The organism is Phycisphaerae bacterium, from assembly GCA_035384605.1.
Lineage (GTDB): Bacteria > Planctomycetota > Phycisphaerae > UBA1845 > PWPN01 > JAUCQB01.
The window spans coordinates 52,206-77,133 of the sequence record DAOOIV010000013.1 but is presented as its reverse complement, the minus strand read 5'-3'; the positions used below and the strand labels follow the sequence as shown (position 1 = coordinate 77,133).

Below are 24,928 nucleotides of genomic sequence, written 5' to 3'. Positions count from 1 at the left end.
AGACTACATATTCAAACCGGCGAAATCTCTGCACTTTCAGAACGACGCTGGCAAATACACTCACCACTCCCGAAATGCCGTCGCAATGCGCCGGAGAATCAGGTCATCGGTTCGCAGATCAGTCGCAGCGGGTGGCGGGATACGGCGACAAGAAAAAGGAAGTGCCGCCAAGGACCCGCACTATCTGAAGGGTCGCCAGACCCACGCCAAGCACGGACCAGGACGACACTCCCATGCGGGAGTGCGCCCAGCCCTGTGCGTTTTGGCATTTTCCAGGAAGAACCCTGGCTGGCGGTTTTCAGATAAGCGCCCAAGTCTGTAACGCTGATATTCAATCAGCTACGTACGTTCCGTTCGGGCTCTCTTGGCCCTGTTCTTGCCTCCTCTCACGGCCCGGCCGGTGGGATTCCCGCAAGCCGGACTGGCGCATTGAACCATATGCATATTACCGGTACGCTCCTCCGCGTGTCAAGCCTTGGCTAAAGAATTACTCCCTGGTGCGTAAGGACCCCCGCCGGCTTTGCGGGAGGGCAGACTGTGGACGCGCCAGGAAAAGGGCCCGGAAAAGACCCGCTATAGAACGTCAAGGGTGTAGTTGAGTCTTCTCGAACGATCGTTGAAATGTGAAGACTCCTCAGGGTTTGGTGGTGACGGGCCGCTGGGGCAGGTACGGTCGGCACTCGGCATTCAGCGGTCAGCATTCGGCTGTCAGCAGCCAGAGGGGCGGTGTTTTAACCCCAGCGTTGCATACTGCAACGCCGGGGAATGAAGAATTGTGAATGTGGAATTGAGAATGGGCCGTGTTCTGTCGTCGCCCTTGAACGTCGCCGCCGGTGAGATCCGGCGGCAGCCGTATTTCAGCGCGAAACGCCCGCTCCAAACGTACTCTTCTGCAGACCTGCGGAGATTCTTGTGCAACCGAGGCATCAGTTGTGCCGGCGTTCTCGTCTCCTGACCGATGTCGGTGACAACAGGTTCAAGAAGCATCGGCACACGACCAGGATCGCCGGACGCGGAATCGCGACAGATGGGCCGACTGTGGGGTGAGGACACTTCTTGGCCGGTTCGAGTAGAATCACCGCCGGTGACGGAAGCCATGACTGACAAACAAGCGGCCAACGGTCGTCTCGATCTGATGCGGCGCGTACGCGTGGTCCTGGTGCGCCCGCAGGTGGCCGGCAACATCGGGGCGGTCGCCCGGCTGATGGAGAACTTCGATGCCGGGCAGCTTGTGCTGGTCGAGCCGAAGGCCAGCGCGGTTTCAAGAGAGGCTTTGCAGCGCAGCACGCACGGCGAGCACCGGCTGACCTCGGCCCGGATCGTCCCGACGCTGAGCGAGGCGCTGGATGGCGTGGTGTATGCGGTGGGGGCCAGCCGACGGCGCGGGCCGGTTCATCAAGCCGACGATCTGACTCCGCCGGCGATGGCCCGCGTCCTGGCCGAGCACGTCGGCGAAGGCGACGTCGCCATCCTGTTCGGGACCGAGGACAATGGGCTGTCGCGTGAGGATTTGGTCAACTGCGACGCGGTGGTGAACATCCCGGCCAGCCCTGCCTACGGCACGCTGAATCTCTCGCACGCAGTGGCCATCTGCCTGTATGAGACGTTTGTGGCCGTGGCCGGCGCGCCGGAACCGAAGGGGCACCCGAAACGGTGCTTGGACCCGGCCGACCTGAAACTGATGAATCGGCTGATGATCAAGCTGCAACATGCTCTGCTGACTATCGGATACCTGAGGCCCGAAAAACCCGATCACCTGATGTTTCCGATCCGAAACATTCTCTCGCGGGCACGGCTGACGCGGGCCGAGGCACAGATTCTCATCGGGCTGGCGCAGCAGATCGACGAGTTTGCGGTCTACGGAAAGAAGTCAGCGCCTGCGGGGCCATCAAAGGGTTCGGGCTTCGTTGAGAAAGGATGAAGGCGGAAGGATGAAGGATGAACAAATCATTCGGCGTCTCTGCCTGATAGCAGTTCTTCTTTCGATGGCGAGTTCGCGACTGGCCGCCCAGACAACCTCGCCGGCACAGGTGAAAGAAGTCGTCGTCGTCTGCAAGACGCATTTCGACATCGGCTATACCGACCTGGTGTCCAACGTGCTTGACTACTACCGCACGACGATGATCGACAAGGCGTTGGCGGTTTGCGACCAGACGCGAGATCTGCCGCCCGAGCAGCGGTTCGTGTGGACTCTGCCCGGCTGGCCGTTGAGCCACATTCTCGGTCCGCTGCAGACGGATGCGCGGCGTGAGCGCATCGTCGCGATGATCCGCGAGAGCCGCCTTGTCTGGCACGCTCTGCCGGGCACGACGCACACCGAGTCGCTCGAACTCGAAGACCTCGTCCGCGGCATGGGTTTCTCGTCGCGTCTGGCCCGGCAGTTCGGTCAGGAGTTGCCCCGCGACGCCAAGATGACCGACGTGCCGTCGCACGCCTGGGCGCTGTCCACGATCCTGGCCCAGGCAGGCGTGACCTTCCTGCACCTGGGCTGCAACCGCCTGAGCACGCCGCCGGATGTGCCGGTGCTGTTCTGGTGGGAGGGGCCCGACGGCAGTCGCGTGCTCACCATGCAATCTCCCGCCTACGGCACAGGCCTCACGCCGCCGGCCGACTGGTCGCACGCCGCCTGGCTGGCCCTGATCCACACGGGCGACAACCATGGACCACCGACGCCCGAGCAGATACAAGAGCTGTTGGCACAGGCCAAGAGTGAATTGCCCGATGTCAAGATCCGCATGGGCCGGCTGTCGGACTTCGCCGATGCCATTCTTGCAGAGAAGCCGGATCTACCGGTCGTCCGCGCCGACATGCCCGACACCTGGATTCACGGGATCATGTCGATGCCGGTCGAGAGCGGCCTGGCCCGCCGCGTGCGTCCGCTCATCGGGGCGACCGAATCGCTCGGCACGCTGCTTGACCTGTGGCGCGTCGGTGACGTGGACATGAGCGGGACGATCGCTGAGGCTTACGAGCAGAGCTTCCTTTTCGGCGAGCACACCTGGGGCTTGGACGGCAAGCGGTTTCCGCGCCTCTATGGGCAGGCATGGCAGGATGAGTACGACAAAGGCACCTTCGTCAAGCTTGAACAGTCGTGGGGCCAGCATGCAGCCTATATCCGTCGAGTTGAGGAACTGATCAGGCCGACGCTGGGGGAGGGCATTCGGGCACTGGCCGCCGCTGTCAACGTCGAAGGAACCCGGATCGTCGTGTTCAACCCGCTGCCGTGGTCACGGGATGACGTGGTCAGTCTGCCGTGGTCGCAGGCGACCGTGGGCAAGGTCCGCGATCTGGAGACCGGACGGTCTGTCCCGGCGGAACTGAAGGATGAGCAGCTCTCTTTCGTCGCCCACGGGGTCCCGCCGCTCGGCTATCGCACTTTTGTGCTCGACAGTGCCGGAACCGTTTCGCCCACGGGCAAAACGGCATGGCAAAGGGCGGATTCGTTCGATGCTCTGCAGGTTGTCGAAAACCCGAGATGGCGCGTCCGCATCGATACGACGCGCGGAACCATTACTTCGCTTTATGACAAGCAGAGTGATCAGAACCTTGCCGGCGAGATCGACGGAATCGGGCTTGGTCAGTTCGTCTATGAACGCTACGGCGCCGACGATGTCTCGCAATTCCTCGACGTTTACACGAGAGGCAAGGCTCCATGGCTCGAAGGCGACTTCGGCAAACCCGGAATGCCGCCGGCCGACCAGGTTCCTCACAGCGTGTTCTCGCCTCCGCGCTTCTCGCACACCATCGACCACGGTCCGGTCTCGACGCGGATCATCCTCGCTGCTCAGCCGTCCGAGCTTTTCAACGGCCGCGTCAGTCTGACGATTCGCCTCTACGAGGATTTACCGTTCGTCGATTTCGAATGGAAGGTCTCCGACAAGCAGGCTACTCCGTGGCCCGAAGCCGGATGGCTTTGCCTGCCTTTACGGATCGATCAGCCTGTGTTTCGGCTCGGGCGCCTCGGGTGCGTCGTCGACCCCGCCCGCGACGTGCAGCCATCGGCCAACCACATGGTCTATGCGCTGACCACCGGTTTGACCCTCACCGCCCCCAAGGGCAAAGGCGCGGGTATCTGCCCGATCGATTCACCGCTGGTCTGCCTCGACGAGCGCGGCCTGTGGAAGTTCTCGCGGGATTTCGTTCCCAAACGACCGATGGTGTACGTGAATCTGTTCAACAACCAATGGTCCACGAATTTCGTGCAATGGATCGGCGGCGCATGGTCGTGCCGCGTGCGTCTGTGGCCGATTTCGGGCACGGCCGAGGAGGACGCCCTCGTCACTCCGGCGATGGAGGCCCGCGTTCATTGCCAGGCAATACTGGTCAAAGGAAAGGCCGGAACCCTTCCGCCGGCCCGCGCCGGCCTGACCTTGTCGCGCAAGGGCGTCCTGGTGACCGCGTTAGGACCGAACCCCGACGGCCACGGGCTGCTTCTGCGTCTGTGGGAGCAGATCGGCAGCGATCAACCCTGCCGCGTTCAACTGCCCGACGGGTTGCGGCCCACAAGCGTCCTGCCGTGCGATCTGCGGGGGCGGCCTTCAGGTGAACCGATTCCGGTGAAGGAAGGCGTCTTCGAGGTGCCGATGACCCGCTTTGCCCCACTGAGCCTGCTGATCGCCGAGCAAGAGCAGGCCGGGCCGACGTTGCGAGAAGAGTGATCAGGAAGCGGCCGGCAGAGAACCGACGACGTTGCGGCCTACTTATTGTCCGCGGAATCGGTGGCAGGCTGACTGGTCGCACGCTGCCGAAACGCTCTCGGGATTTCCCGCGGATCATACACATCCTCAACCGTCAACACCGGGCTGCGGGCAAACGGCCGGTATAGCGGATCGCCCAGCAGCATCTGCATCCACGAGTTGAACGGCAGCGTGTAGGCGTAGCACTCGGCAAGGGTGTAGCGCCCGGTGAGCAACAGGCCGAAGAAACGGTCGGCTTGCGGGAACGAGTTCAGATACGGCTCGGCTACCGGGCCAATGGTGGCAATGACGCCGTCGTCGAGCAGGTTCTTGCACCAGCCGGTCTCCTTGGGGCCTTTGAGGCTCGCCGCCTCAAAGCTGCCGACGTGAAAGCCCACCGCCCCGGGAACGAACGTAAAGGCAGGCACGTACTTGCGCAGGCTGTACCAGCCGCAATAGAGAATTGCCTGAGGACACTGGCCGGGCTGGAACACGTCGGCCCGATTGTCCAGCACGACAGGGATGCTTCCCGCGTTCTGCAACATCCGGGCGAGCTTCCGAAGACTCTCATCGTAATCACCGTAATTGCCGTCGGGCTTGAGCCCCCGGGCGTCGATGTAGAACTTGCCGGTCATGCCAACTTTCTCGATGGTGATCGCCTGGTCGATCATCCGGCGGGCGACGGCGGCGCTGCCGGCATCAATCCGGCTGACCATCAGCGTCCTCCAGAGCCACGGCGGCTCGTACTGCGCAACCTGCTGCTCGGCCGCCGCCCGCCGTTGCCAGTTCAGTGTGTTGACCACCCAGCGATATCGCGGATAGTCGCGCCACCACAGGAGCATCAGTTCACTGTCCACGGATGCTTCGGTTTCCTCCGGTTGGATGGACTGAATATCCCTTTGGATCGCGGACAACAGGGCAAGCAGGCCGCGGTTGCGCTGGAGTATCTGCCATGCCTCCTCGCGGGAAGACGACTCGATCCCTTCGGCAAGTATCTGCTGGACCCGAGCGTCGTCCGCGGAAACCGATTCGCGAAGCCGTTCGAGTTGCCGGCGTACGGCTTGGTCACCGTCTCCGGAAACCACCTGCAGATGGGTCGCCACGAACGCCTGTCCTTCGGCCTTCTGCATCAGCTCCAGCCAGTTGCGGCGGCGTTCTTCGTTCTCAGGCTGCGCGGACGGACCGGCCATGAGCTTGATTGCGGCCTCGCGGGCCTTGACGTACTGCTGCAACAGTCTGGGAAGATCGTTCTCATCGGGTGGTCTCACCTCGGCGGGACGGGAAGCCAGTCCGGCCACGCTCTCGAGCTGCCGCAGCATCGCCTCGAACTCGCGAATCTCCCGCTTGAGTCGCGGCCGCCATTTGACCAGTAACTGTTGCTGCGCAACTGACGGTGTTTGCCGACCGACGCGAATCGGCAGACCGTAGAAGGTCACCAGGCAACGAACCTTGTCCCGAAGACCGTGCTCCTCCAGGTAGCGGCGAACTGGCTCACGGATCAGCCGCTCGAAATCGGCAGGGGCGATCTCCTCGCCAACCCGCATGATCACCAGCGGGCACAGTTGATCGCGAGGCACGTCCCGGAGCTCAGCATAGTGCTTGGCCAGGGTTCGCGAGCTGACATCCGCGTCGTTGTACACGAGTAACAGTTCACCCGCCGTCAGCGGCGAGTACTCGTTCGCAGCAAAGCTTGAGGCAACGATCACAATCCATGTTGCAGGAATCACTCGCACTCCTGAGCGTCACTCACCCGTGGCTGACGCGAGAAACCGTATGTCGGTCGGATGTCGAACTCGGCCAGCATGCGAAGCACCCGTTCAACCGGCAGGCCGACAACGTTGCTGAAGCTGCCTTCCACTTTCTCGACGAATCGGTCGGCCGTGCCCTGGATACCGTAGGCCCCCGCTTTGCCCTCCCACTCGCCACTATCAAGATAGACCTCGATTTCCTCTTCGGACATCGGCCGCATGGTCACCCGGGTCACGTCGCACTCGACAAGCTGCCTGCCCTTGGCAGGCTGGAGGATGGTCACGCCGGTGATCACGTCCTGGGTCACGCCGGCCAGCGCCGAAAGAATGCGTCGGGCGTCGTCACGGTCGGCCGGCTTGCCGTACATGCGCCCGTTGAGGGCTACCACCGTGTCGGCCCCCAGGATAACCCGATCGGGATATCTCTCGGCTACGCTCGATACCTTCTGGTACGCCGCCAACTGGACGAACTCCTCCGGACTGCGCATCCATGTGGCGACGTCCGGCTCGACGCAGGTCGGCGCAACTGCCTCAAAGGCAATCCCCGCCTCGCGCAGCAGATCCACCCGCCGCGGACTCTGCGAGGCCAGGATGATCGGCCGGGCTTCGTAGCACGTGCCATTGGGCATTGGCATCGGCACCTGTATCGAACAATCGCCTCTTACAAAGAATCGATCAACTCCTGTACGGTAATCCCGGCCTGTCGCAAAATCGATTTCAAGGTCCCCGGCGGGATGTCACCTCGATGGAGAGGTACGGTGGCCATCCGGTTCCCCCGCCTCATCTGCAGGTGGCTGCCCCGCTGCCTCAATGTGGTGAATCCCAATACTGATAGGGCTTGAATCACTTGTCTCGCTGTTAACACGGGCAATTCAGGCATGAGCTTTGACCGCGATCTCGATCGTGACCATGAAGCGTTCAACAATGCGAGACGGCTCTTCCCTTAATGGGTGATCGTCAGGAGGCACGGGGCGAAGATAGGGAAGATTACACTCGATCGCTGACTCCACGTGAAGCCGACAGGCTTCCAGCAGGGCCTTCCGAGCATCGGCGGGCGTTTTGCCGAAGCTGGCCACATCGAGGTCGGGGCAGATCGACTCGTACTTGCGGCCGGATCGCAACACGAAGCCTTCGAATCGAAGAGGGGCGTTTCGCATGCTTCCAGTGTATCAAATCTGCTGAGAAGCGGCTAGCCATCCCTGGCACGGGCACGGCTCGGCAACACAAATACCACGAACAGTGGAACGTTCAACGCATACAGGATACCTGCCAAAGCAAACAACCCGGGTGGCAACGCCCAACGGATTGCGGATTTCGTGTCCTCGGTCTCTGGCCTGTACCAGAGACCCACCGCCAACGAAGCCACCAACCGAGCCGCCCAGAGTGTCGGGGATCCATTCGGCTCGGTGGCCCGACAACGGGCAGCCCAATGGCACTATCTGAAATGCCACAAGTCTCCGGATGCCAGTGACCGTCCCCCCCGTGCCATGTCATGCCAGCCGTACCAGGAATCGCACCAATGAAAGTAGACGTATTCATTGCTGACGGGCGGCCCTTGCGGGAACCAGGCGAACCCGCCGCCGAGGCCGTAGGTTCCCCAAACCCATATCCGCATGCCGCCGTGTATTCTGCGAATTTCTTTGATGGGATACACGCCAACCCACCGGTCCATGAGGGGCGGACTCAATGGTGTGGTGGCCGCTCGGGCGGCGAGGCGATCAAGAGACGGCCTGCTGAGAGCGAACGCCACATGTGCCGGCACGTCCAAGCGGCAGAGAACGGCTGTCACGAAGATGATCAAGGGCGTCAGCAGCCATGGCCCTGGGGCACGCCTCTGATCGAGAGGAGGGCGATAGATGATTTCAACAGCCAGTGACAAAATGAGGCGCAACAGCCACGACACCAGCAGGACCATCGCGATAAGAGTGCCGAGATCCCGAAAAACGGTGACTTGACCGGGCACCGAATAGCTGAACAGAATCAGCAACGCTGGTACGGCGGACAGGGCGTGAAGCTTCCATGTCGGAGGGTTCCAGAGACGCCGGGAGACCGGCCCCAAGGCCCATCGTTGTGTCGCAACAAGAAATGTGCGAGCGTTCGCGGGATCAAACTCGCTACCGCATTCCGGGCATCGCGGCTCGGGCAGGCCGCGCAGCGGGTAGCGGCATTTGGCGCAGAAGCCTTCCTCGCTCGGACTGCCGGGGGCGATCATGAGAGCATGATACTGCTTGCGGATGGTGTCTGCGAATCATCGACGCTCCCCCGGCCACTGCTCTATGAGCCCGGTTTCCGGTAGAATGTCGGCCGGCGATAAGTTGAAGATCGTCACAGGAGCAATACACGCGAGTTATGAAAGAGCTGACCCCCAGACAAATAGTCGAAGCTTTGGATCAATACATCATCGGTCAGGACGAAGCCAAACGGGCAGTGGCCATCGCCGTGCGGAACCGCTGGCGGCGCCAACAGTTGCCCGAGAACATGCGCAGTGAGGTCGGCCCCAAGAACATCCTCATGATCGGGCCGACAGGGGTGGGCAAAACCGAAATCGCCCGGCGGCTGGCCAGGCTGGTCAACGCCCCGTTCGTGAAGGTCGAGGCCAGCAAGTACACCGAGGTCGGTTACCACGGGCGGGACGTCGAAAGCATGATCCGCGACCTGCTCGACCTGGCCATTCACATGGTCCGCGCCGAACAGACCGAGGTCGTCCGCCAGGAGGCCGAGCGGATCGCCGAGGAGCGCCTGATCGACGCCCTCCTGCCCGCCGGAACCGGCGACGAGGATGATGACCCGAACAGCGATACGGCCCAGAAACGTCACCGCACGAGAGAGAAATTCCGCCGGAAGCTGCGGGACGGCGAGTTCGACGACCGCGACATCGAGATCACCGCTGAAGAGCGGCCCATGCCGGCCGGAATGATGGCCACCTTCGGCGTCGATCAGCTCGATCCGGAGATCCAGAGTTTCTTCGAAAAGCTCATCCCTCAACAGCGCAAGAATCGCCGTTTGCCGCTGCGCGAGGCACGCAAGGTGCTCTTCCAGCAGGCTTGCGACGAGCTGATCGACCGCGAGAAAGTGACCGAGATGGCCATTCGCCGGACCGAAAACAGTGGCATCATCTTCATCGACGAGATCGACAAGATCGCCGGCACCGGCAGCCTGCACGGGCCCGATGTCTCTCGCCAGGGGGTGCAGCGGGATCTGCTCCCCATCGTCGAGGGCAGCACCGTAGGCACCCGGCACGGCCTGGTTCGCACCGACCACATCCTGTTTATTGCCGCCGGGGCCTTTCACATCAGCAAGCCGTCGGACCTGATGCCCGAGCTTCAGGGCCGTTTTCCCATCCGCGTTGAGTTGAGCGACCTGACCAAGGACGACTTTGTTCGCATTCTGACTCAGCCGCAGAACGCCCTGACGCGCCAGCAGATCGCCCTGATGGCCACCGAAGGAGTCAAGCTCGATTTCACTCCCTCGGCGATCGAGGCCATGGCCGAGATCGCGTGGCAGGTCAACCGCAATACGCTCAACATCGGCGCGCGGCGGCTGTATACCATTATGGAGAAGGTGGTCGAGGACCTGTCGTTCGGCGCTTCCGAACGATCGGGTGAGGCGGTAATCATCGATGAGCCCGACGTGCGGAAGCGATTGGCCGAGATCATCAAGGACGAGGATGTAAGCCGGTTCATCCTCTAAGGCGGACCGCCTTCTTGCGGGCCGCAACCCAACCGCTCTGCGATCCAGAAACATGCGCGCAAAATGCGCACCAGTTGCGACGGAAGGGACTAAGGGCGGGGGAGAACGAGCAGGCAAAGCCCGAAGGCAGAGGAACCAAGCATAAATCAAGCCGGCCGCTGGTCAGCTTCTTTTCGGGCTTGCAGCACGGACCGCCTCTGCCCCGCACAATTAATGCCGCAACCGCGCAGCACACGAGCTGCCACTATCGACGCTGATCCGTCCTGCGACAGCTCTCCCCTCCCCTGCCCGTGCGCTACTCATTGGGCCGCTCTTGCGGCTTGCAGCCGAAAACCGGCACGATCCGATCACTCCGCCGGCCAAACGGTGATCTTGCGATAGCTGATCTTGCCGTGATCGCCCTGCAGGTAGATCGGTCCGGGCTCTTCCTCGTTCGAGTCAAGCATGCCGCCGGTGATACCCTCGACTTCTTCGCTGTCGATAATGATCTGGCCGTTGAGAATGACCGTGACGTAGTTGCTGACCATGGTGATGTCGAAGGTCTGCCAAGTGTCGGCCTTCCCGCACGCATTGACCGCCGGGGCGATGCGGCTGTAAATGGCTCCGCAATCGTGCCAACTCGGCGGAGTGCTGCCGATGCTGTCGGCAACCTGGATCTCGTGCCGCCCCCGAAGATACACGCCGCTGTTGCCGCCTGGCGGGACCATGAACTCCACGTGCAGGCGGAAGTCGCGGAATTTCTGCTTGGAGACAATGTTGGCGCCGCCGGTGGTGGTCATGATGCCGTCGACGACCTTCCAGTTCTTCTCTTTCTCGTTTCCGAACTGCTCCCAGTTGCTCAGGTCCTTGCCGTTGAACAACTCGACGGGTGCGCCCCATTTCCGCTGGCGGTATCCCTTGAAGCTGCCACCCAGCCTCGAGGCCTGCGTAAGAATCATACCGTCATCGAGCAGGTCTCCCTTGACGGCGGCACCGAAAGTCTTCTTCCCGGACGGAAGCTCGACGGTGAACCGAATGATGCCCGCATTGGCCACGCCATCGGCGATCGGATACTTCTTGTCGTCTTCCTTGTAGGTGCCGGTGATCTGCCGGTCCGCCTGGGTCAGTTCGACGGTCGCCGGCCGCTCGATGGGGGTGCCCAGCGGCCTGATCGTCCATGTGCCCGCCACATCGGTCTTCGGAACGGATCTCTTACCTGACCATGTTCCCTTCTCCTGGCCCTTCTCCCATGTTCCGCTAATGGTGTCATTGTCGATCACTCCGGACCACTTGCGATCGCCGGCGTTGAACTCGACGCGGAGACCGTCCACTTTGACCTCCCCAATCGGATGAACGCTGCCGGCGCCGCCGAGGAATCGCCCGACGTGCTTGCCGCCCTGCTTTTCAATAGCCAGCCAGGCGGGATGCGACCAGGTGTCGGTCTTCTTCTGTCCCGACGGATCGGTCTTCTCGACCGTCATCGTCACCGTGAGATTCCATCGTCCAGCCGCCACAACCTTCGCCGCTGCCGGTTGCGTTGTCGCCTCCTCGGCCGCCAACACCGAGCCGGTCGCTAACAGCATACTCGCCCCAATCACCATGAATCGCTTAACCATGATTGCCTCCCGTTCAGCGTTGTCCTTGTTGAGTCATTGCTCAATTGCAGGATTCGGCATTGTCTCCGTCTAGCCCAATGTTGGCAAGCATATCCGGCCCCACTTTTCAACTTGCCGTCCGTGGTTTCGCGAGTCGGCGAACGCCGACAGTTCAATCAGACCGGAAAAGTCCGAGCCGGTTGATCCCGATGGCCTCTCGCAAGCCAGAGGCGCAAACCTCGACCGGCGCGTCATTTCAATCGACGCGTTTTGAGGAAGGGCACCGGTGGGCGGCCGTTTCAGACGCGGGGGCAATTGTGGACGACTTCGAACCCCCAGTGTCGGGCGACAAGCGGAACCGTGATTGTGGACGATGCGAACGGCACCCAAAGCAAAAGCCCACGATTGCAGGATCGTGGGCTTGTACGTGAGACGTTGGTTTTGTCGGCCGAACCCGTGTGTTCGGTCGAGGTCTAGATCTCTAGATTTCCTCGTTCGCCTTGAGCTCCTCCATGAGCCGGCTTACTGTGTAGTTGATCTTCGCGTCCGTGATGTACGTGCCGTTGGCTATCGCCTCACGGATCTCCGTCACCTTATCAACCCGGATTTGTGAACCGACGTCCAGCGTGCTGAGCAACTGTCCCATTTCTGATATATCCACGCGGTCTGCCTGGACTGGAGCGGTTGTCCGGGCCTGCCGAGCCTCCTCATCCCCCGCTTGGTCCGGCACGGCGGGGAGCCTCAGCCCGACCGGGTTGGCTGTTGCCTTGATTGGCGGAATGTCGTTCATCGGCAATCACCCTGTTCCGGTCGCGAAACCTTGAGGACTCCACGCTCAAAAGCAGCGTGACCGGCTTGCGCCTTGCGAATCCGACTGCACTTGCCACTTCGGGTTTTAGGACCTCCTCACCTCCGGCACAGGCGCAAGACAACCCATGCCATTGAACTTGGCATTCCTCCATGAAACGCCGGTGAGTACTTTAACTGACCCCCACCAGGATTGCGTGAAGGGCCGATCCGTCAACCCGCTCTCACGGTGCTCTCGCACCAATACTGTTATCGACGTTCCTAGCGGACGTTCTTGAGAAGAATCAACGTAGCTGGGCGCGATTTCGGCTCTTTTTTATGCAAGATATTGTATCTGCGTGCGTTGAGCGCACCATATATTGTTTATAGGACCTGAAAAACGGGATGCGGCTGGGGCCAAAAAGCCTGCCAGGAGCGTGCCGATCCTGGGCGGAACGAGGCTGGCCGACGACCGGAGTGGGCACAACCTCTTTCAAATTCGAGAGATACGCCAGGAGGTCTTCCTCGCTGAAAGTGGCGAGGAACTCTTCCGAGGCGGAGCAATTACGCATACGAATGTCGGCAATGATGTCCTGCTTGGTCATATGGGTCGCTCCTGAGGTTCAACTCCCAAGAGGGAGAGGTGTATTCCCGCGTTTTCCGATCAGGCTCCTGCTGGTCGTGGATGAGTCATCGGCCGTCGGCCCGAAAGAACTTTCGGCGATTTGACGGGTGTTTGTTGCGCGTCCCGGCGCGACTTCTGCGCGTCACGAGTGCTTGCGGGCAGCACCCCTATCAGGCCCATTTACCGGCACCGTCAGCCGAGCGGAAGCCCGGAATCTCTTCTTCGCACAGCAGGGCGGTCACGGAACAACCGACCGCCTGCGCCGTGCGAAGCCGCACCGATGAACGAGCCTGCCGGCTAGACTCCAAAGCCGCCGCTTTGCGCGTGCTGAGCATCAGTATCTTGTCTGCTGTTCAATCCCTGGGCAGGAATCAGAGGACGTTCTCATGACGCTTCGCATGCGTCTCCGGTGCCGTCGCCGTCGGCATCAGCCTGATCAGGATTGGAGACTGCAGGACAATTGTCGATGGAATCCTCGATGCCGTCATCATCATCATCGGAGTCACATGCGTCGCCAGCCCCGTCGCCGTCGGTGTCCGTCTGGCCGGGATTGGCCACCGTCATGCAATTGTCCAACCGGTTGCGGATGCCATCGTTGTCCAAATCGGTCCAAGTGCCGGGGAAGCCGCCGGGAGGTACTGCGGCGGCAACCCAGGCCTTGAAGACATCCTGAATAAGCTGCACGATGCCATCCGCAAAAGCCTGGGCAACCTCCTGCATTGCGGATGGGCCCTGAACCTCGGCGTTGACCGGGCCGGGTGGATTAATCATCTCGGCATGCCGTCGGCTGTAGTAGGCAAGGGCATCTCGAATCCAGAGCCCGGGAGCCCGTTCGGCAACGGAGCCGGACTGGACATGGTCAAGGGGCGTCTCCGGTCGAGATGTCTGAGCAAAGGCGCGTGGAGGCGCGAAGGTGAGCGCTAATGCCGGGAGAGCAAAGACGGCCAGGCCGGTGAGGAAGCCGCGAAAAGTCAGCATAGGGTCAACTCTCCTTTAGAACCTTACGGCCAGATATCTGTGCGGCTTGCGCGCATGTTTCTGGATCGCAGAGCGCTTGGGTCGCGGCCCGCAAAAAGGCGATCCGCCTTTGGGATAACGCCCCGGGGGCAGCTCGCTCTCGGGTCGTCTCCAGACGAATTATACCGCTCCGATGCCTGTCGGTTGCCGCGTTCGTCCCTTGCCTTGATCCTGGCTGTCGGGCTTCACGGGCGGCCCCGGTTACGCATAAGCAGCCGACCGCGCTCGGGCGGGCCAGCCGCCCCGGCCCCCCGCGCAGCCAAAAACCACCAGCCGTCAGGGCTTCACTCCGCTTCTTCGCCGTCCTGCGGCTGATCCATTTCAGGCTCGCCGTCGGTCGGTTCCCGATCATATCTATCGGCACCAGAGGGGTTTGTATTCTCATCCGGCTCGGTCGATTGGTCAGTTTTGGGCGGTTCGCCAGCCTCGATCAACGCCGTCTCAGAGGAAGCGGCGCCGGCTTCGGCGTCTGCCGGTCTTTGGTCCTCGTCTTCAGGGATGATCCGGGCTACCGCCACGACCTTGTCGCCCTCCTCCAGCCGTATCAGCCGTACGCCCTGAGTGGCACGGCCGATCTCCCGCATGGACGTCGATTCCGTGCGCAGCACGATGCCTTTGGCGGAAATGAACATCAGGTCGTCGTTGTCGGTGACGCTCTTGAGGGCGACGACCTTCCCGTTGCGCTCGGTGGTCTTGATGTTGATCACCCCTTTGCCGCCGCGACGGGTCTTGCGGTACTCGCTGACCTGCGTCCGCTTGCCGAAGCCGTTCTCGCACACGGTCAGCAGCGATGCCCCTTCGTTGGTCACCACCAGATCGACCACCCGGTCTTCGCCGCGCAGATCAATGCCTCGCACGCCTCTGGCGGACCGCCCCATGGCGCGGACGTCATTCTCATCGAACCGGACGGCCCAGCCGTCGCGGGTGCCGAGCACAATCTCATCGGAGCCGCTGGTTTGGGAGACGCCGATCAACTCGTCGTCGAGGTCCAGGCTCATGGCGATGATCCCGCTCGGTCTCGGTCGACTGAATGCGGCGAGCGGCGTTTTCTTGACCACGCCCTTGGCCGTCGCAAAGAAGACGAACTTCTCTTCAAACCTGCTGACCGGCAGCACGGCCTTGTGGATTTCGTCGGGCAGCATGTGCAGCAGGTTGGCGATCGAGCGCCCCCGGCTGGTCCGCTGCATGGCCGGAATATCGTACACCTTCAGCCAGTAGACCCGCCCACGATTGGTGAAGAACAGCAGATAGTCGTGAGTGTTGGCCGAGAAGAGGTGTTCAAGATAATCCCCTTCTTTGATATCCGACCCCTTGACGCCCTTGCCGCCGCGACCCTGCTTGCGGTAAGCATCCACCTGTACCCGCTTGATGTAGCCGTCGCGGGTGATGGTCACGATCATCTGCTCGTCGGGAATGAGTTCCTCCATTCGGAACTCGCCGACCTCCTGCCCGCTGATCTCGGTCCTGCGCTTGTCTCCGAATTTCTCCTTCATTTCGTAGGTGTCTTCCCGGATGATGTCGAGCACGAGTGCTTCGTCCCGGAGAATGGCCTCATAGCCTTCGATTTCCTCGGTGAGTTTGCGATATTCCTCCGCCAGCTTCTCCATCTCAAGCCCGGTGAGACGCTGGAGCTGCATGGACAGAATGGCGTCGGCCTGGGTACCGCTGAGGTTCTGGTCTTCCCGCGTGGTACGTCGCACGAAGGCTTCGGGAAGCAGTCGGATCAGCGTGGCGTTCTCCGGGAGCCGCAAAGGCCGGGCCATGAGACGCTCCCTGGCAGTCGGGGGATCGGGCGACTGCTTGATCAATTGGATGATCGCGTCGATGTCGCCGACGGCCAGGAGGAGCCCCTCGACGATGTGAGCCCGCTGACGGGCCTTGCGCAACAAATGCGCCGTCCGCCGACGAATGACCTCTTTTCGATGATCGATGAACACGTCGATCATCTGTCGCAGGTTCAACGTGCGCGGTTGGCGGTTGACCAAGGCAATGTTCATCACCGTGTAGTTGGTCTGGAGAGCGGTGTACTCGTAAAGCTGGTTAAGCACCAGGTCGGCATTACCGTCCTTCTTCAGTTCGACCACCAACCGCGTGGCGTGCTTGCGGTCCGACTCGTCGCGCACGTCGGCCACCTCGGGCATGATGTTGCCCTTGACGCAATCGACGATGCGCTCCTTGATCGTTGTGCGAAGCACCTGGTAGGGAATTTCGTCGATGACGATAAGCGTGCGGCCCTTTTTTTCCTCGATGTGTGTGCGTCCGCGCAGGGTGATCGTCCCGCGCCCGGTCCGGTATGCATCGCGGATCCCTTGACGGCCGCAAATGATACCTCCGGTGGGAAAGTCCGGTCCCGGCACGATTTCCATGAGTTCGTCGATCGTCACGTTCGGTTCGTCGATCACCTTGACGATGGCGTCGGCAATCTCGTTGATGTTATGCGGCGGGATGTTGGTGGCCATTCCCACGGCGATGCCGGTCGAGCCGTTGACCAGCAGGTTTGGAAACTTGCTCGGGAGAACGACAGGCTCTTCGCGCGTCTCATCGTAGTTGGGCTCGAAGTCGACGGTCTCCAACTTGAGATCGGCGAGCATTTCGACCGCGGCCTGCGCCATCCGGGCCTCGGTATAACGCATGGCCGCCGGCGGGTCGCCGTCGATCGAACCGAAATTGCCCTGCCCGAGCACCAGCGGGTAGCGCATGTTCCAGTCCTGGGCCAGCCGCACGAGCGTCGGATAGATGACGCTCTCGCCGTGGGGGTGATAGTTGCCCGAGGTGTCGCCGCAGATCTTGGCGCACTTGCGCGCCTGGGCCCGCGGCCCGAGGTTCAGGTCGTTCATGGCCACAAGGATGCGGCGTTGCGACGGTTTCAGGCCGTCGCGGGCGTCCGGCAGGGCCCGGGACATGATCACACTCATCGCGTAGGTCAGGTACGAATCCTGCAATTCCTCCACGATTGGCAGGATAGTCGGGGGGTTCTTGGGAGCGTCGGCCATCAGGTCTCCTTGGGGGTCGATCCAGTCGTCTCTTTTCACCGCCGTTTTATAGCCGATCTGAGCCCGAAACGCCAGTCTGCCGGTTCCCTGTAAGTTTCATTGAGCCAGGCAGTTATGTCGAGCCGATACCGCCGAAAAGAAAACGCGAATCAAAACCGCAAATGGATCCCCATCGCGGCCGATCAAGCAGCCCGGAATTCGACTCCGGACAGGCACCAGTATATACAGGCTAAAAACTTACTAAAGTATCTAAAGGCTAATACATAACAGCTAATCGCTTCTGTCCCCGACCGCTCGCCCGTACTCGGGACAGGTGCCGGAGACATTGCCGGTGAGGTCGTAGCCGCAGGACAGGCAACGCCCCCTCGCCCGTCGTTGTCGAAGACGTCTATGCCGACCGACCTTGTGGCAGAGAACGATTGTGGGGGCCACTCCAAGGACGGTGATCAGTACCCACGAGGGAGCTTCACCTGCACAGTACAGTGCTCCAGGGGGTCTCTCAACGGTCAGACTGAACTGTCCATGCGGCCTGTGGGTGAATGCGTGCCATCCTACGACGCTGAGAGGACCGTTGAAGCCTTCGGCGTAACACCAACCTCTGTCCGAGCTCAAGATCACACCTTTGAGCTTACCTTCCTGTAATCGCCATGCTATCACTGTGACTCTGAGCCATTGACTGGCGATACTAAATGAGACTACCAGAACGGCAAGAAGCAGAGCGATGGTCGCTATGCTCAAGCCAAGCCGGCCGAGCCGGTGCTCAGGCTGTTCTGCCCGCCTCCAAGCATTCGTGACGCATGTGCTCGGCTCTCCACGCCGGAGGCTCCTGACGAGCAGCCGGGTCAGCATGTAGCCAGGGTACGCGAGTGCACAGGCGATCGGCACCCAAGCAGGCACCGTCAAGCCGACTCGCTGTGACTGACTTTGGCTTTCTTCGGGGGGCACAAACAGATTGCCCCACCAATGACCCGGGGTCGGCTCCCCAAATGCATACGTGGTATCGGGGCGCCAATCGAGGCGGAGGCGCCCACGGTACTCACTGAGGATCATCGCGGTGTTCCACGGTGCCCTTGTTGACCGGACGGCGAGGCTGACCGGTACCAGGCAACTGAGGATCGCAAGGCCGCTCAAAACGACTGCAGCGAAGGATGACAAGATGATGGCTGTCCGGCGGATGGTACGGATTTCGCGACGCGTGTTTTCCATATCGTCCGTGTTCACGAACATCTTCCGCCAGCTCGACGTTCTCGTCCGGGCCTCTTATCACGGATTGTACCGCGATTGGCGGTCCGGTTGCATCCGCCATCAGACAAAGGGATAATTCATAGAATCGGACGGGTGCCAGGGGCATCGAGCCCGGGAGCCGATGACCCGGCCGATATCGAACAGCTATGTCCGACAATCGCTACATGGAGACCTCGGTTGTCAGTTATCGAGCGTCGCGACCTTCGCGCGACCTGTTGGTGGCCGCTCACCAACAGATCACGCGCGAGTGGTGGGATAGCAAACTGGGGCGATACGACGTCTTCATTTCGGATATCGTGATCCAGGAGATCGAACAAGGAGATGCCGAGGCCGCCCAGGATCGCTTAACACTGGTATCGAGCTTCCCCATTCTTGCCGTCACCGAGGGGGCCGAGCGCCTTGCCGGGCTGTATATGCGCGAAATGCCCCTCCCATCCAAGGCCATCCGGGACGCACTGCACATGGCCATCGCCTCCTTGAACGGGATGAATTACCTGGTTACCTGGAACTGCCGCCATATTGCCCAAGGCTGGAGCAAGCGGCGGCTGCTGGAGTTGAACACCGAGCAGGGCATAGAATCTCCGGTGATATGTACGCCCGAGGAACTTGGGGGTGAGTTCGATGTGGGAAGATCCGATTATACGCGGGGTCCGAGAGGCGGGGAACAAACTGGCGCGAGAGGCGGGCTACGACCTGCATGTGTTCTGTCAGCGCATCGCCCAGCACCAGCGTCAGTACGCCGACAGACTGGTCACTCTGCCGCCGCGCAGGCTTGGCGCGACGGCGTCGCAGACTGAGCGCACGGATCTCGGAACGGGTTCATAATCATCCAACGATCCGGAGGTTGCTCTGGCGGGAGGTGGTCGCTCATGTCGATCCGCGAACCCGCGGTGGCGGGGCAATTCTATCCGGGTTCTCGCAGGCAATGTGAGCAGGAAATCGCTGCACTGCTGGCGAAGGTCGGTGAGCCGGCAAAGTTCACCGGCTTGGCCGTCGGCGGAATCGTACCGCATGCCGGCTGGGTGTTCAGCGGAGCGGTCGCGGCCGAGGTGATCGCCCTGCTGGCCCGCCAGGGTACGGTCGAGACCTTTGTGGTCTTCGGAGCCATGCACCGATATGGCGGACGCGCTGCGGGGGCTGTTTTCGCATCCGGCGCATGGGAGACCCCGCTGGGCCGGATCGACGTCGACGAGGAACTGGCCGATGCCGTGTTGGCGGGATCGGAGATGCTCGCCGAGGACGCCGCGGCTCACGATCTGGAACACGCCGTCGAGGTCCAGGTCCCTTTTATTCAGCATCTTGCCCCCTCAGCCAGAATCCTGCCTCTCATTGTGCCGCCGTCGGCGTCGGCCCCCGCGGTGGGGGCGGCCGTAGCAGAGCAGGCAAAGGCCCTCGGCCGCAAGGCTGTCTTCGTGGGCTCCACCGACCTGACCCATTACGGGCCGAGATACCGGTTTACGCCCATGGGTTGCGGACCGGAGGCCTTGAGATGGGCCAAAGAAGTCAACGACCGCCGGCTGCTTGAGTTGGTGGAAGCTCTGAAGTCGGATCAGATCGTGCCGGAGGCCATCGAGCATCACAACGCTTGTGGCAGCGGAGCGGTTGCCGCTGCCATGGAGGCCGGCAAAGTCATGGGGGCCGACCGAGCGTACGTCCTGCGGCATACTACCAGCAATGAGGTCGCCCGCGACCGGTTGGGCGAGTCGGCCGATGCCGTGGGATATGCGGGCGTGGTGCTCGTCAAGACCGGCAGCGTCGCTTGACCCATTTCCGGCAGGCGCTGCTGAACGAAGCGTTCTTCTGAACGGAAAGACGTCTTTCCGAGTGTTCGGATTTCACAAGGAGGAAACATGAACAAAAATGTGAAGTGGAGACCCTATGGGGCGGGGGCCCTACTGGGCGTTATGGCGACGCTGTCGGTGCTGTTGTCCACAAAACTGTTGGGAAAGCCTCAATACCTGGGCACTTCCACGACTTTTGTCCGGGCAGCCGGCCTCATCGAGAGGACCGTTGCTCCGGACCACGTAAAGGACAACGCCTACTACACGAAGGAGCAGGTCAAAGTCGACTGGCAGTTCATGCTGGTTGCGGGCATTTTCGTGGGGGCGCTTGTGGCCTCGCTGATCGATCGCAGCTTCAAGATAGAGGCCGTGCCGCCGATCTGGCAGGAACGGTTCGGGAACCGAGCGGCTGTTCGCGCCTTGGGCGGTTTTATCGGTGGCGTCATCGCAATGTTCGGCGCCCGAACGGCCGACGGTTGCCCCAGCGGCAACGGGCTGAGCGGCCTCATGCAGCTATCCATCAGTGGCTTCATCTCCCTCGCGTTTTTCTTCGGCGTTGGCGTTCTGGTTGCCCGTCTGGTCTATGTTCGGAAGGCAGGTGCGCGATGAACGAGCAGTGGTTGGGTTTGTTGACGGGTGTGCTCTTCGGTGCGTTGCTTCAGCAAGGACGGGTTTTGCGATTCGAGAAACAGCTCGGGGCCCTGCTTCTGAAGGACATGACCATCTTCAAGTTCATGCTTTCGGCGATCATTGTGGGAATGGTCGGCATCAACTTGCTTGCGTCGCTGGGGCTCATCGAGCTGAGGGTCCGCGACACACGGTTGGCCGCCAACATGGTCGGCGGAGCATTGTTCGGCATCGGCTGGGCCATCGCCGGCTTTTGCCCCGGCACGTCGGTCGGAGCGGTGGCCGAGGGTCGTTGGCACGCGGTCTGGGTCATTCTCGGGATGCTGGTGGGGGCCGCCTTGTTCGCCGAAGCCTATCCTGCGTTGCAGGCGAATCTGTTGTCCTGGGGCGCGCTCGGAAAGATCACCCTGGCGAGCGTGCTGGGTCTGAGCCCTTGGGTCGTGATTCCCATCCTGGCCGTCGTCTACATCGTCGTGCTCGTCTGGTTCGAGAAGAAGGGGCTGTAAGAGGCGCGTTTCCACCTGGCTTGGAGTCGGCGAACGGGGTGGAGTCGCGTGAGAGCTCCACACCAAGCCATTGGCACCCATTGGAGCCATTGTCGACTTGCTGGGGCACCTGATGCGGCGAGCCAGGCAGGCGGGTTTATCGTGAAACGTGCCGGCCGCTGGACCTCACGACATCTGCAGCTAGACTATATGTTCTGACCAAGCGAGCCGTCACCGATCCGGGCGCGTCGCGACACGGCGTTGTCAGCCTTGGAGATCGCCCATTGTGAACGCGCGAAGGTCCGAGAGCTTGCCGCCCGGATGAAGCTCCGGGGGTTGCTGAGGTGGCCAGATGAAAGTCAAGAAGATTCAGGTCCGGGAGTTCACTGCCTTCGAGAACGTTGAAATCGAGTTTTCTCCAGGGCTGAACGTCTTCATTGGGGCGAATGCGACCGGAAAATCACATCTCATGAAGCTGCTCTACTCGATCATCAAGGCGGCAGAACAGAGACCAGGCAGACCGTCCCACGTTTCACCCGATGACCAGTTGAAGGAGAAGCTGGCGAACGTGTTCATGCCGGACAAAGGCGAGATCGGGCGCCTCGTCCGCAGAACTCGAGGAAGAAAGAAGGCGATCGCGAGATTAGGGCTGGGCGACTGGGCGGCCTCCCTCGAACTGACAACTTTGGGGCGTTTGCACCTTGAGTGGCCCGGTCCGCCGCCCGCTAAGCGGTGCATCTTCGTCCCATCGCGTGAGACACTCGCCATGTTTGACGGCTTCATCGGCACATATGATCGTAGAGAGATCTCCATTGATGAGACCTACTACGACCTGTGTGTGGCCTTGAGCGCCAAACCGCTGCGCGGGCCACGTCGCGGGGACATTGCCTCTCTGCTCCGGCCACTCGAACACATCCTCGGGGGGCGCGTGGTGCTTGAGGGTGGACGTTTCCATGTCGCCGCCGCCGATGGTTTCATCGAAGCTCATCTACTTGCGGAGGGATTCCGTAAGATCGCCGGGCTGGCGCATCTCATCGCCAATGGTTCTCTCATGCAAAACGGCCTGCTATTCTGGGACGAGCCCGAGGCGAACCTCAATCCCAAGCTTGTCACTCGCGTTGCCGAGACCCTTCGTACTCTGACACGCGGCGGTGTACAAGTATTCATTGCGACGCATGACTTTTTGCTCAGCCACGAACTTTCTCTGGCGGCAGAGTATGAGACTCCCCCGCGGGTTCCGATGCGGTTCTTCGCATTCAGTCGGGCAGATAAAGGCCCGGTCACCATTGAGTCGGGTGAAACCCTCGCAGAATTGACTCACAATCCAATCCTCGAGGAATTTGCTGCTCACTATGACCGCGAGCATGCGCTGTTTCGACAAGCAGGAGCAGCAGGAAGGAAGCCCGGATGAGCACGACCATCACGGAAAGCAATCTTCGGTTCGAGTTCAGCGATCCCTGGGTCGTTCTTAAGTATGACGAACACCTCTGCTACCGCGCCGTCATGGAGAAGCTGAAAGGTACTGTGGTGAACAACCGGGGTGAGGAGGAGTGCTGGCGCACCACTGCTGTTGACGTCGTGGCGACCCGGCCCAAGCTCCTGCTCTTTCTCGAAATCAAGGACTTCCGCGGGCACCGTATCCAAACAAAGACCCGTGTCGGAGACGATCTGGCAGTGGAGGTCGCGGTGAAGACCCGAGATACTCTTGCCGGACTCGTCGGAGGCTTTCACAGGAACCATGCTGACCTGACGCGCCCGTTCGTTGAACGACTTCTGACACGAAACACTGAGATTCGTGTCCTGCTCTGGCTTGAAACCGACGCGTACGCTCCCTCCCCGGTCGAAACGAAACGGCAGAAGAGCCGACAGGTTGTTCTCAGCAAGTGCCTGAAGCAGCGATGCGCGTGGCTCACGAGCCGCGCTTTGGTGGTAAACCTCGAGACTGGTGCGAGTGTGGAGGGAATGACTGTGAAGAGCCTTGCAGGTGCAGGACGCGAGTGAGCGGGGCACGGACAGCATGACTTCAATCAGACAGACCCAATCCGGCCGTGGCGTATTTGTCGGCCGAGTTACCGGCAACGAACCCCTTTGCCGTGAGCATTGGCGGTTTGAAGCGGAGTTCGATGATTTCCCCCCGGCTATGCCCGGGCAATTCGTTCAGATTCTGTGTGCCGACCCGCTGGAGGAGAATCGGGCGGGCGGGGCGTTTCTGCGTCGTCCGTTCAGCATCGGCGGACTGCGGCGCAGCGGCAAACGGGCCTCGCTCTCCATCACCCATCGCGTTCTGGGCATCGGCACGCGCTGGCTGTCGCAGTTGACTGCCGGAGACGGGATCAGCTTTCTTGGTCCGCTCGGCAGGCCCTTCTCGATCGATCCGCAACGGCCTGCGGCGCTGCTGGTGGGCGGGGGAGTCGGCCTGCCCCCGCTGATCTGGCTGGCCGAAACCTTGGCTCAAGCCGGCAAGCAAACGATCGCATTTGCCGGCGCGAGGACCGCCGACCTTCTGCCGCTGACCCGCCTTCCCGATGCCCGGATCTCGGGTGCCGAACCGGCTATGGCGTTCAGAGAATTCGCCGATCATCAGATTCCCACGGTGGTGTCCACGGACGATGGCAGCCTGGGGGCATGGGGGCTGATCGTGGAGCACTTTGAACGGTATCTCAACAGCAAGAGCGACTCACTCAGCGAATCTGCGGTTGTCTACACCTGCGGTCCCGAGAGGATGCTCGCCGCCGTGGCCAAGACCTGCGAGAAGCGGTCGATTCCCTGCCAAGTGTGCATGGAACGAATGATGGGCTGCGGCATGGGGACCTGCCAGTCGTGCGTCATCCGAACTCACGACCAAGATGATCCTGAAGGATGGCGATACAGCCTCTGTTGCACCGATGGACCCGTGTTTGACGGCCGGTCGATCGTCTGGAGCTGACGCCGGCGGATTGCCGCTCATTGACGGCTGGGTGATTCGTCCGCGATACCGCTCGAAGCTCGGGGCACATATAATGGTAAGGCAACGCACTCAGGTGGGGGTTGCGGGGCAGGATACAAGGCAAGGGCGAACTCATGAGCGATCAGCCGGATACCGGTGCCCAGCGACAGAACGAGTACCTGGGCGTCTACTCCCAGGGAGTAATTCATCTGACCGCGCAGGTAGACTGGCCTGACGGGACGTTTGTCTCCGTTCGCGTGGCTGAGCCGCTCCCCGGCCGCGTGGCCGACGGCCGTGAGCTGGGCAAGGTGATCATCGCGGGTTTCGGACTCGCGGGGCGGTGGATTGCGGACATTTTCGACCGCCACAACATCGAATACGTGGTTGTCGAGACCAACCGAGCCACCATTGATGCCCAGCGTCGCATCGGCCGGCAAGTTATCGAAGGTAACATTGCCGAGGAGGCTACGCTGCGCGCCGCAGGCATCGAAAGTGCGGCAATCCTGGCGCTGACCGTCCCCGACGAGGAGGCGGTTCTGGCCGCGACCAGACTGGCCCGTCAATTGAACCCGAGTATCTATATCGTCGCTCGGACTCTCCATGCCTCGTCGGGAATGCAAGCCGCCCAGTACGGGGCTGACGAGGTGGTGAAGGCCGAACAAGTCGTCGCAAGGCAGTTTTACGAGATGCTGCTCCGCAAGATCGGCAAACCGGGGCCGGCCTCGCCGGCACGCTGATCAGGCGCCGAGCGGCGT

General features: G+C 61.4%; 21 protein-coding genes and 1 pseudogene. 12 read left to right on the top strand and 10 right to left on the bottom strand.

The features are described 5' to 3' along the window. The 3 genes from PLL20_05525 to PLL20_05515 all read left to right on the top strand — a co-directional run. Window positions 1–188, top strand: a 188-nt coding sequence (locus PLL20_05525; GenBank protein ID HPD29433.1) for a hypothetical protein, incomplete at its 5' end; no start/stop codon positions are given. A gap of 908 nt (window positions 189–1,096) precedes the next feature. Continuing rightward, window positions 1,097–1,921, top strand: a complete 825-nt coding sequence (locus PLL20_05520; GenBank protein HPD29432.1) for a TrmH family RNA methyltransferase — start codon at window positions 1,097–1,099, stop codon at window positions 1,919–1,921. A gap of 10 nt (window positions 1,922–1,931) precedes the next feature. Beyond that, a complete protein-coding gene (locus PLL20_05515; GenBank protein ID HPD29431.1) occupies window positions 1,932–4,658 on the top strand; it encodes a DUF5054 domain-containing protein in 2,727 nt (908 codons plus the stop codon). A gap of 38 nt (window positions 4,659–4,696) precedes the next feature. On the opposite strand, the gene PLL20_05510 is transcribed toward PLL20_05515, so the two are convergent. From PLL20_05510 to PLL20_05490, 5 genes are all read right to left on the bottom strand, one after another. Then, the gene (locus PLL20_05510) at window positions 4,697–6,403 is read right to left on the bottom strand and encodes a TIGR03790 family protein (protein ID HPD29430.1); all 1,707 of its coding nucleotides are present in this window, start codon (window positions 6,401–6,403) and stop codon (window positions 4,697–4,699) included. After that, window positions 6,400–7,053, bottom strand: coding sequence for a Maf family protein (locus tag PLL20_05505; protein ID HPD29429.1), 654 nt, complete (start codon window positions 7,051–7,053; stop codon window positions 6,400–6,402). The genes PLL20_05510 and PLL20_05505 overlap by 4 nt, the downstream gene beginning before the upstream one ends. Window positions 7,054–7,085: 32 nt before the next feature. Then, window positions 7,086–7,304 (bottom strand): type II toxin-antitoxin system HicA family toxin, encoded by a 219-nt coding sequence (locus PLL20_05500; GenBank protein HPD29428.1) that lies wholly within the window; start codon window positions 7,302–7,304, stop codon window positions 7,086–7,088. Further along, on the bottom strand, window positions 7,297–7,581 hold the full coding sequence (locus PLL20_05495; protein ID HPD29427.1) for a hypothetical protein: 285 nt from the start codon (window positions 7,579–7,581) through the stop codon (window positions 7,297–7,299). The genes PLL20_05500 and PLL20_05495 overlap by 8 nt, the downstream gene beginning before the upstream one ends. A gap of 278 nt (window positions 7,582–7,859) precedes the next feature. Continuing rightward, window positions 7,860–8,636, bottom strand: coding sequence for a hypothetical protein (locus PLL20_05490; protein ID HPD29426.1), 777 nt, complete (start codon window positions 8,634–8,636; stop codon window positions 7,860–7,862). 137 nt (window positions 8,637–8,773) lie between these two features. On the opposite strand from PLL20_05490, the gene hslU reads away from it, so the two are divergent. After that, entirely contained in the window at window positions 8,774–10,114 is a 1,341-nt protein-coding gene (gene hslU / locus PLL20_05485) for an ATP-dependent protease ATPase subunit HslU (protein HPD29425.1), read from the top strand. 347 nt (window positions 10,115–10,461) lie between these two features. Here hslU and PLL20_05480 read toward each other — a convergent pair whose 3' ends face one another. The 5 genes and pseudogenes from PLL20_05480 to gyrA all read right to left on the bottom strand — a co-directional run bounded on the left by PLL20_05480 (window position 10,462) and on the right by gyrA (window position 17,148). Next, window positions 10,462–11,709 carry a DUF1080 domain-containing protein gene (locus PLL20_05480; GenBank protein ID HPD29424.1) on the bottom strand — a complete coding sequence of 416 codons (1,248 nt, stop codon included), beginning with the start codon at window positions 11,707–11,709 and terminating at the stop codon, window positions 10,462–10,464. A gap of 460 nt (window positions 11,710–12,169) precedes the next feature. Continuing rightward, entirely contained in the window at window positions 12,170–12,478 is a 309-nt protein-coding gene (locus PLL20_05475; protein HPD29423.1) for a flagellar biosynthesis anti-sigma factor FlgM, read from the bottom strand. A 301-nt stretch (window positions 12,479–12,779) separates the two neighbouring features. Next, a complete protein-coding gene (locus tag PLL20_05470; protein HPD29422.1) occupies window positions 12,780–13,079 on the bottom strand; it encodes a hypothetical protein in 300 nt (99 codons plus the stop codon). Window positions 13,080–13,492: 413 nt separating this feature from the next. Continuing rightward, a pseudogene (locus tag PLL20_05465) lies at window positions 13,493–13,705 on the bottom strand (thrombospondin type 3 repeat-containing protein). A gap of 695 nt (window positions 13,706–14,400) precedes the next feature. Beyond that, entirely contained in the window at window positions 14,401–17,148 is a 2,748-nt protein-coding gene (gene gyrA, locus PLL20_05460) for a DNA gyrase subunit A (GenBank protein HPD29421.1), read from the bottom strand. A gap of 1,352 nt (window positions 17,149–18,500) precedes the next feature. On the opposite strand from gyrA, the gene PLL20_05455 reads away from it, so the two are divergent. The 8 genes from PLL20_05455 (at window position 18,501) to PLL20_05420 (ending at window position 24,910) form a co-directional block, all read left to right on the top strand. Next, entirely contained in the window at window positions 18,501–19,151 is a 651-nt protein-coding gene (locus PLL20_05455) for a type II toxin-antitoxin system VapC family toxin (protein ID HPD29420.1), read from the top strand. 72 nt (window positions 19,152–19,223) lie between these two features. Beyond that, window positions 19,224–20,117, top strand: coding sequence for an AmmeMemoRadiSam system protein B (gene amrB / locus PLL20_05450; protein ID HPD29419.1), 894 nt, complete (start codon window positions 19,224–19,226; stop codon window positions 20,115–20,117). An 87-nt stretch (window positions 20,118–20,204) separates the two neighbouring features. Then, a complete protein-coding gene (locus PLL20_05445) occupies window positions 20,205–20,744 on the top strand; it encodes a YeeE/YedE thiosulfate transporter family protein (protein HPD29418.1) in 540 nt (179 codons plus the stop codon). Beyond that, complete coding sequence (locus PLL20_05440) at window positions 20,741–21,268, top strand: YeeE/YedE thiosulfate transporter family protein (GenBank protein HPD29417.1); 528 nt, start codon at window positions 20,741–20,743, stop codon at window positions 21,266–21,268. Before PLL20_05445 ends, PLL20_05440 begins: the two co-directional genes overlap by 4 nt. A 331-nt stretch (window positions 21,269–21,599) precedes the next feature. Continuing rightward, the gene (locus PLL20_05435; protein ID HPD29416.1) at window positions 21,600–22,658 is read left to right on the top strand and encodes an AAA family ATPase; all 1,059 of its coding nucleotides are present in this window, start codon (window positions 21,600–21,602) and stop codon (window positions 22,656–22,658) included. Continuing rightward, the gene (locus PLL20_05430) at window positions 22,655–23,248 is read left to right on the top strand and encodes a hypothetical protein (protein ID HPD29415.1); all 594 of its coding nucleotides are present in this window, start codon (window positions 22,655–22,657) and stop codon (window positions 23,246–23,248) included. Before PLL20_05435 ends, PLL20_05430 begins: the two co-directional genes overlap by 4 nt. A 16-nt stretch (window positions 23,249–23,264) precedes the next feature. Further along, entirely contained in the window at window positions 23,265–24,173 is a 909-nt protein-coding gene (locus PLL20_05425; GenBank protein HPD29414.1) for a dihydroorotate dehydrogenase electron transfer subunit, read from the top strand. Window positions 24,174–24,307: 134 nt separating this feature from the next. Then, on the top strand, window positions 24,308–24,910 hold the full coding sequence (locus tag PLL20_05420; protein HPD29413.1) for an NAD-binding protein: 603 nt from the start codon (window positions 24,308–24,310) through the stop codon (window positions 24,908–24,910). The last annotated feature ends 18 nt before the right edge of the window (window positions 24,911–24,928 follow it).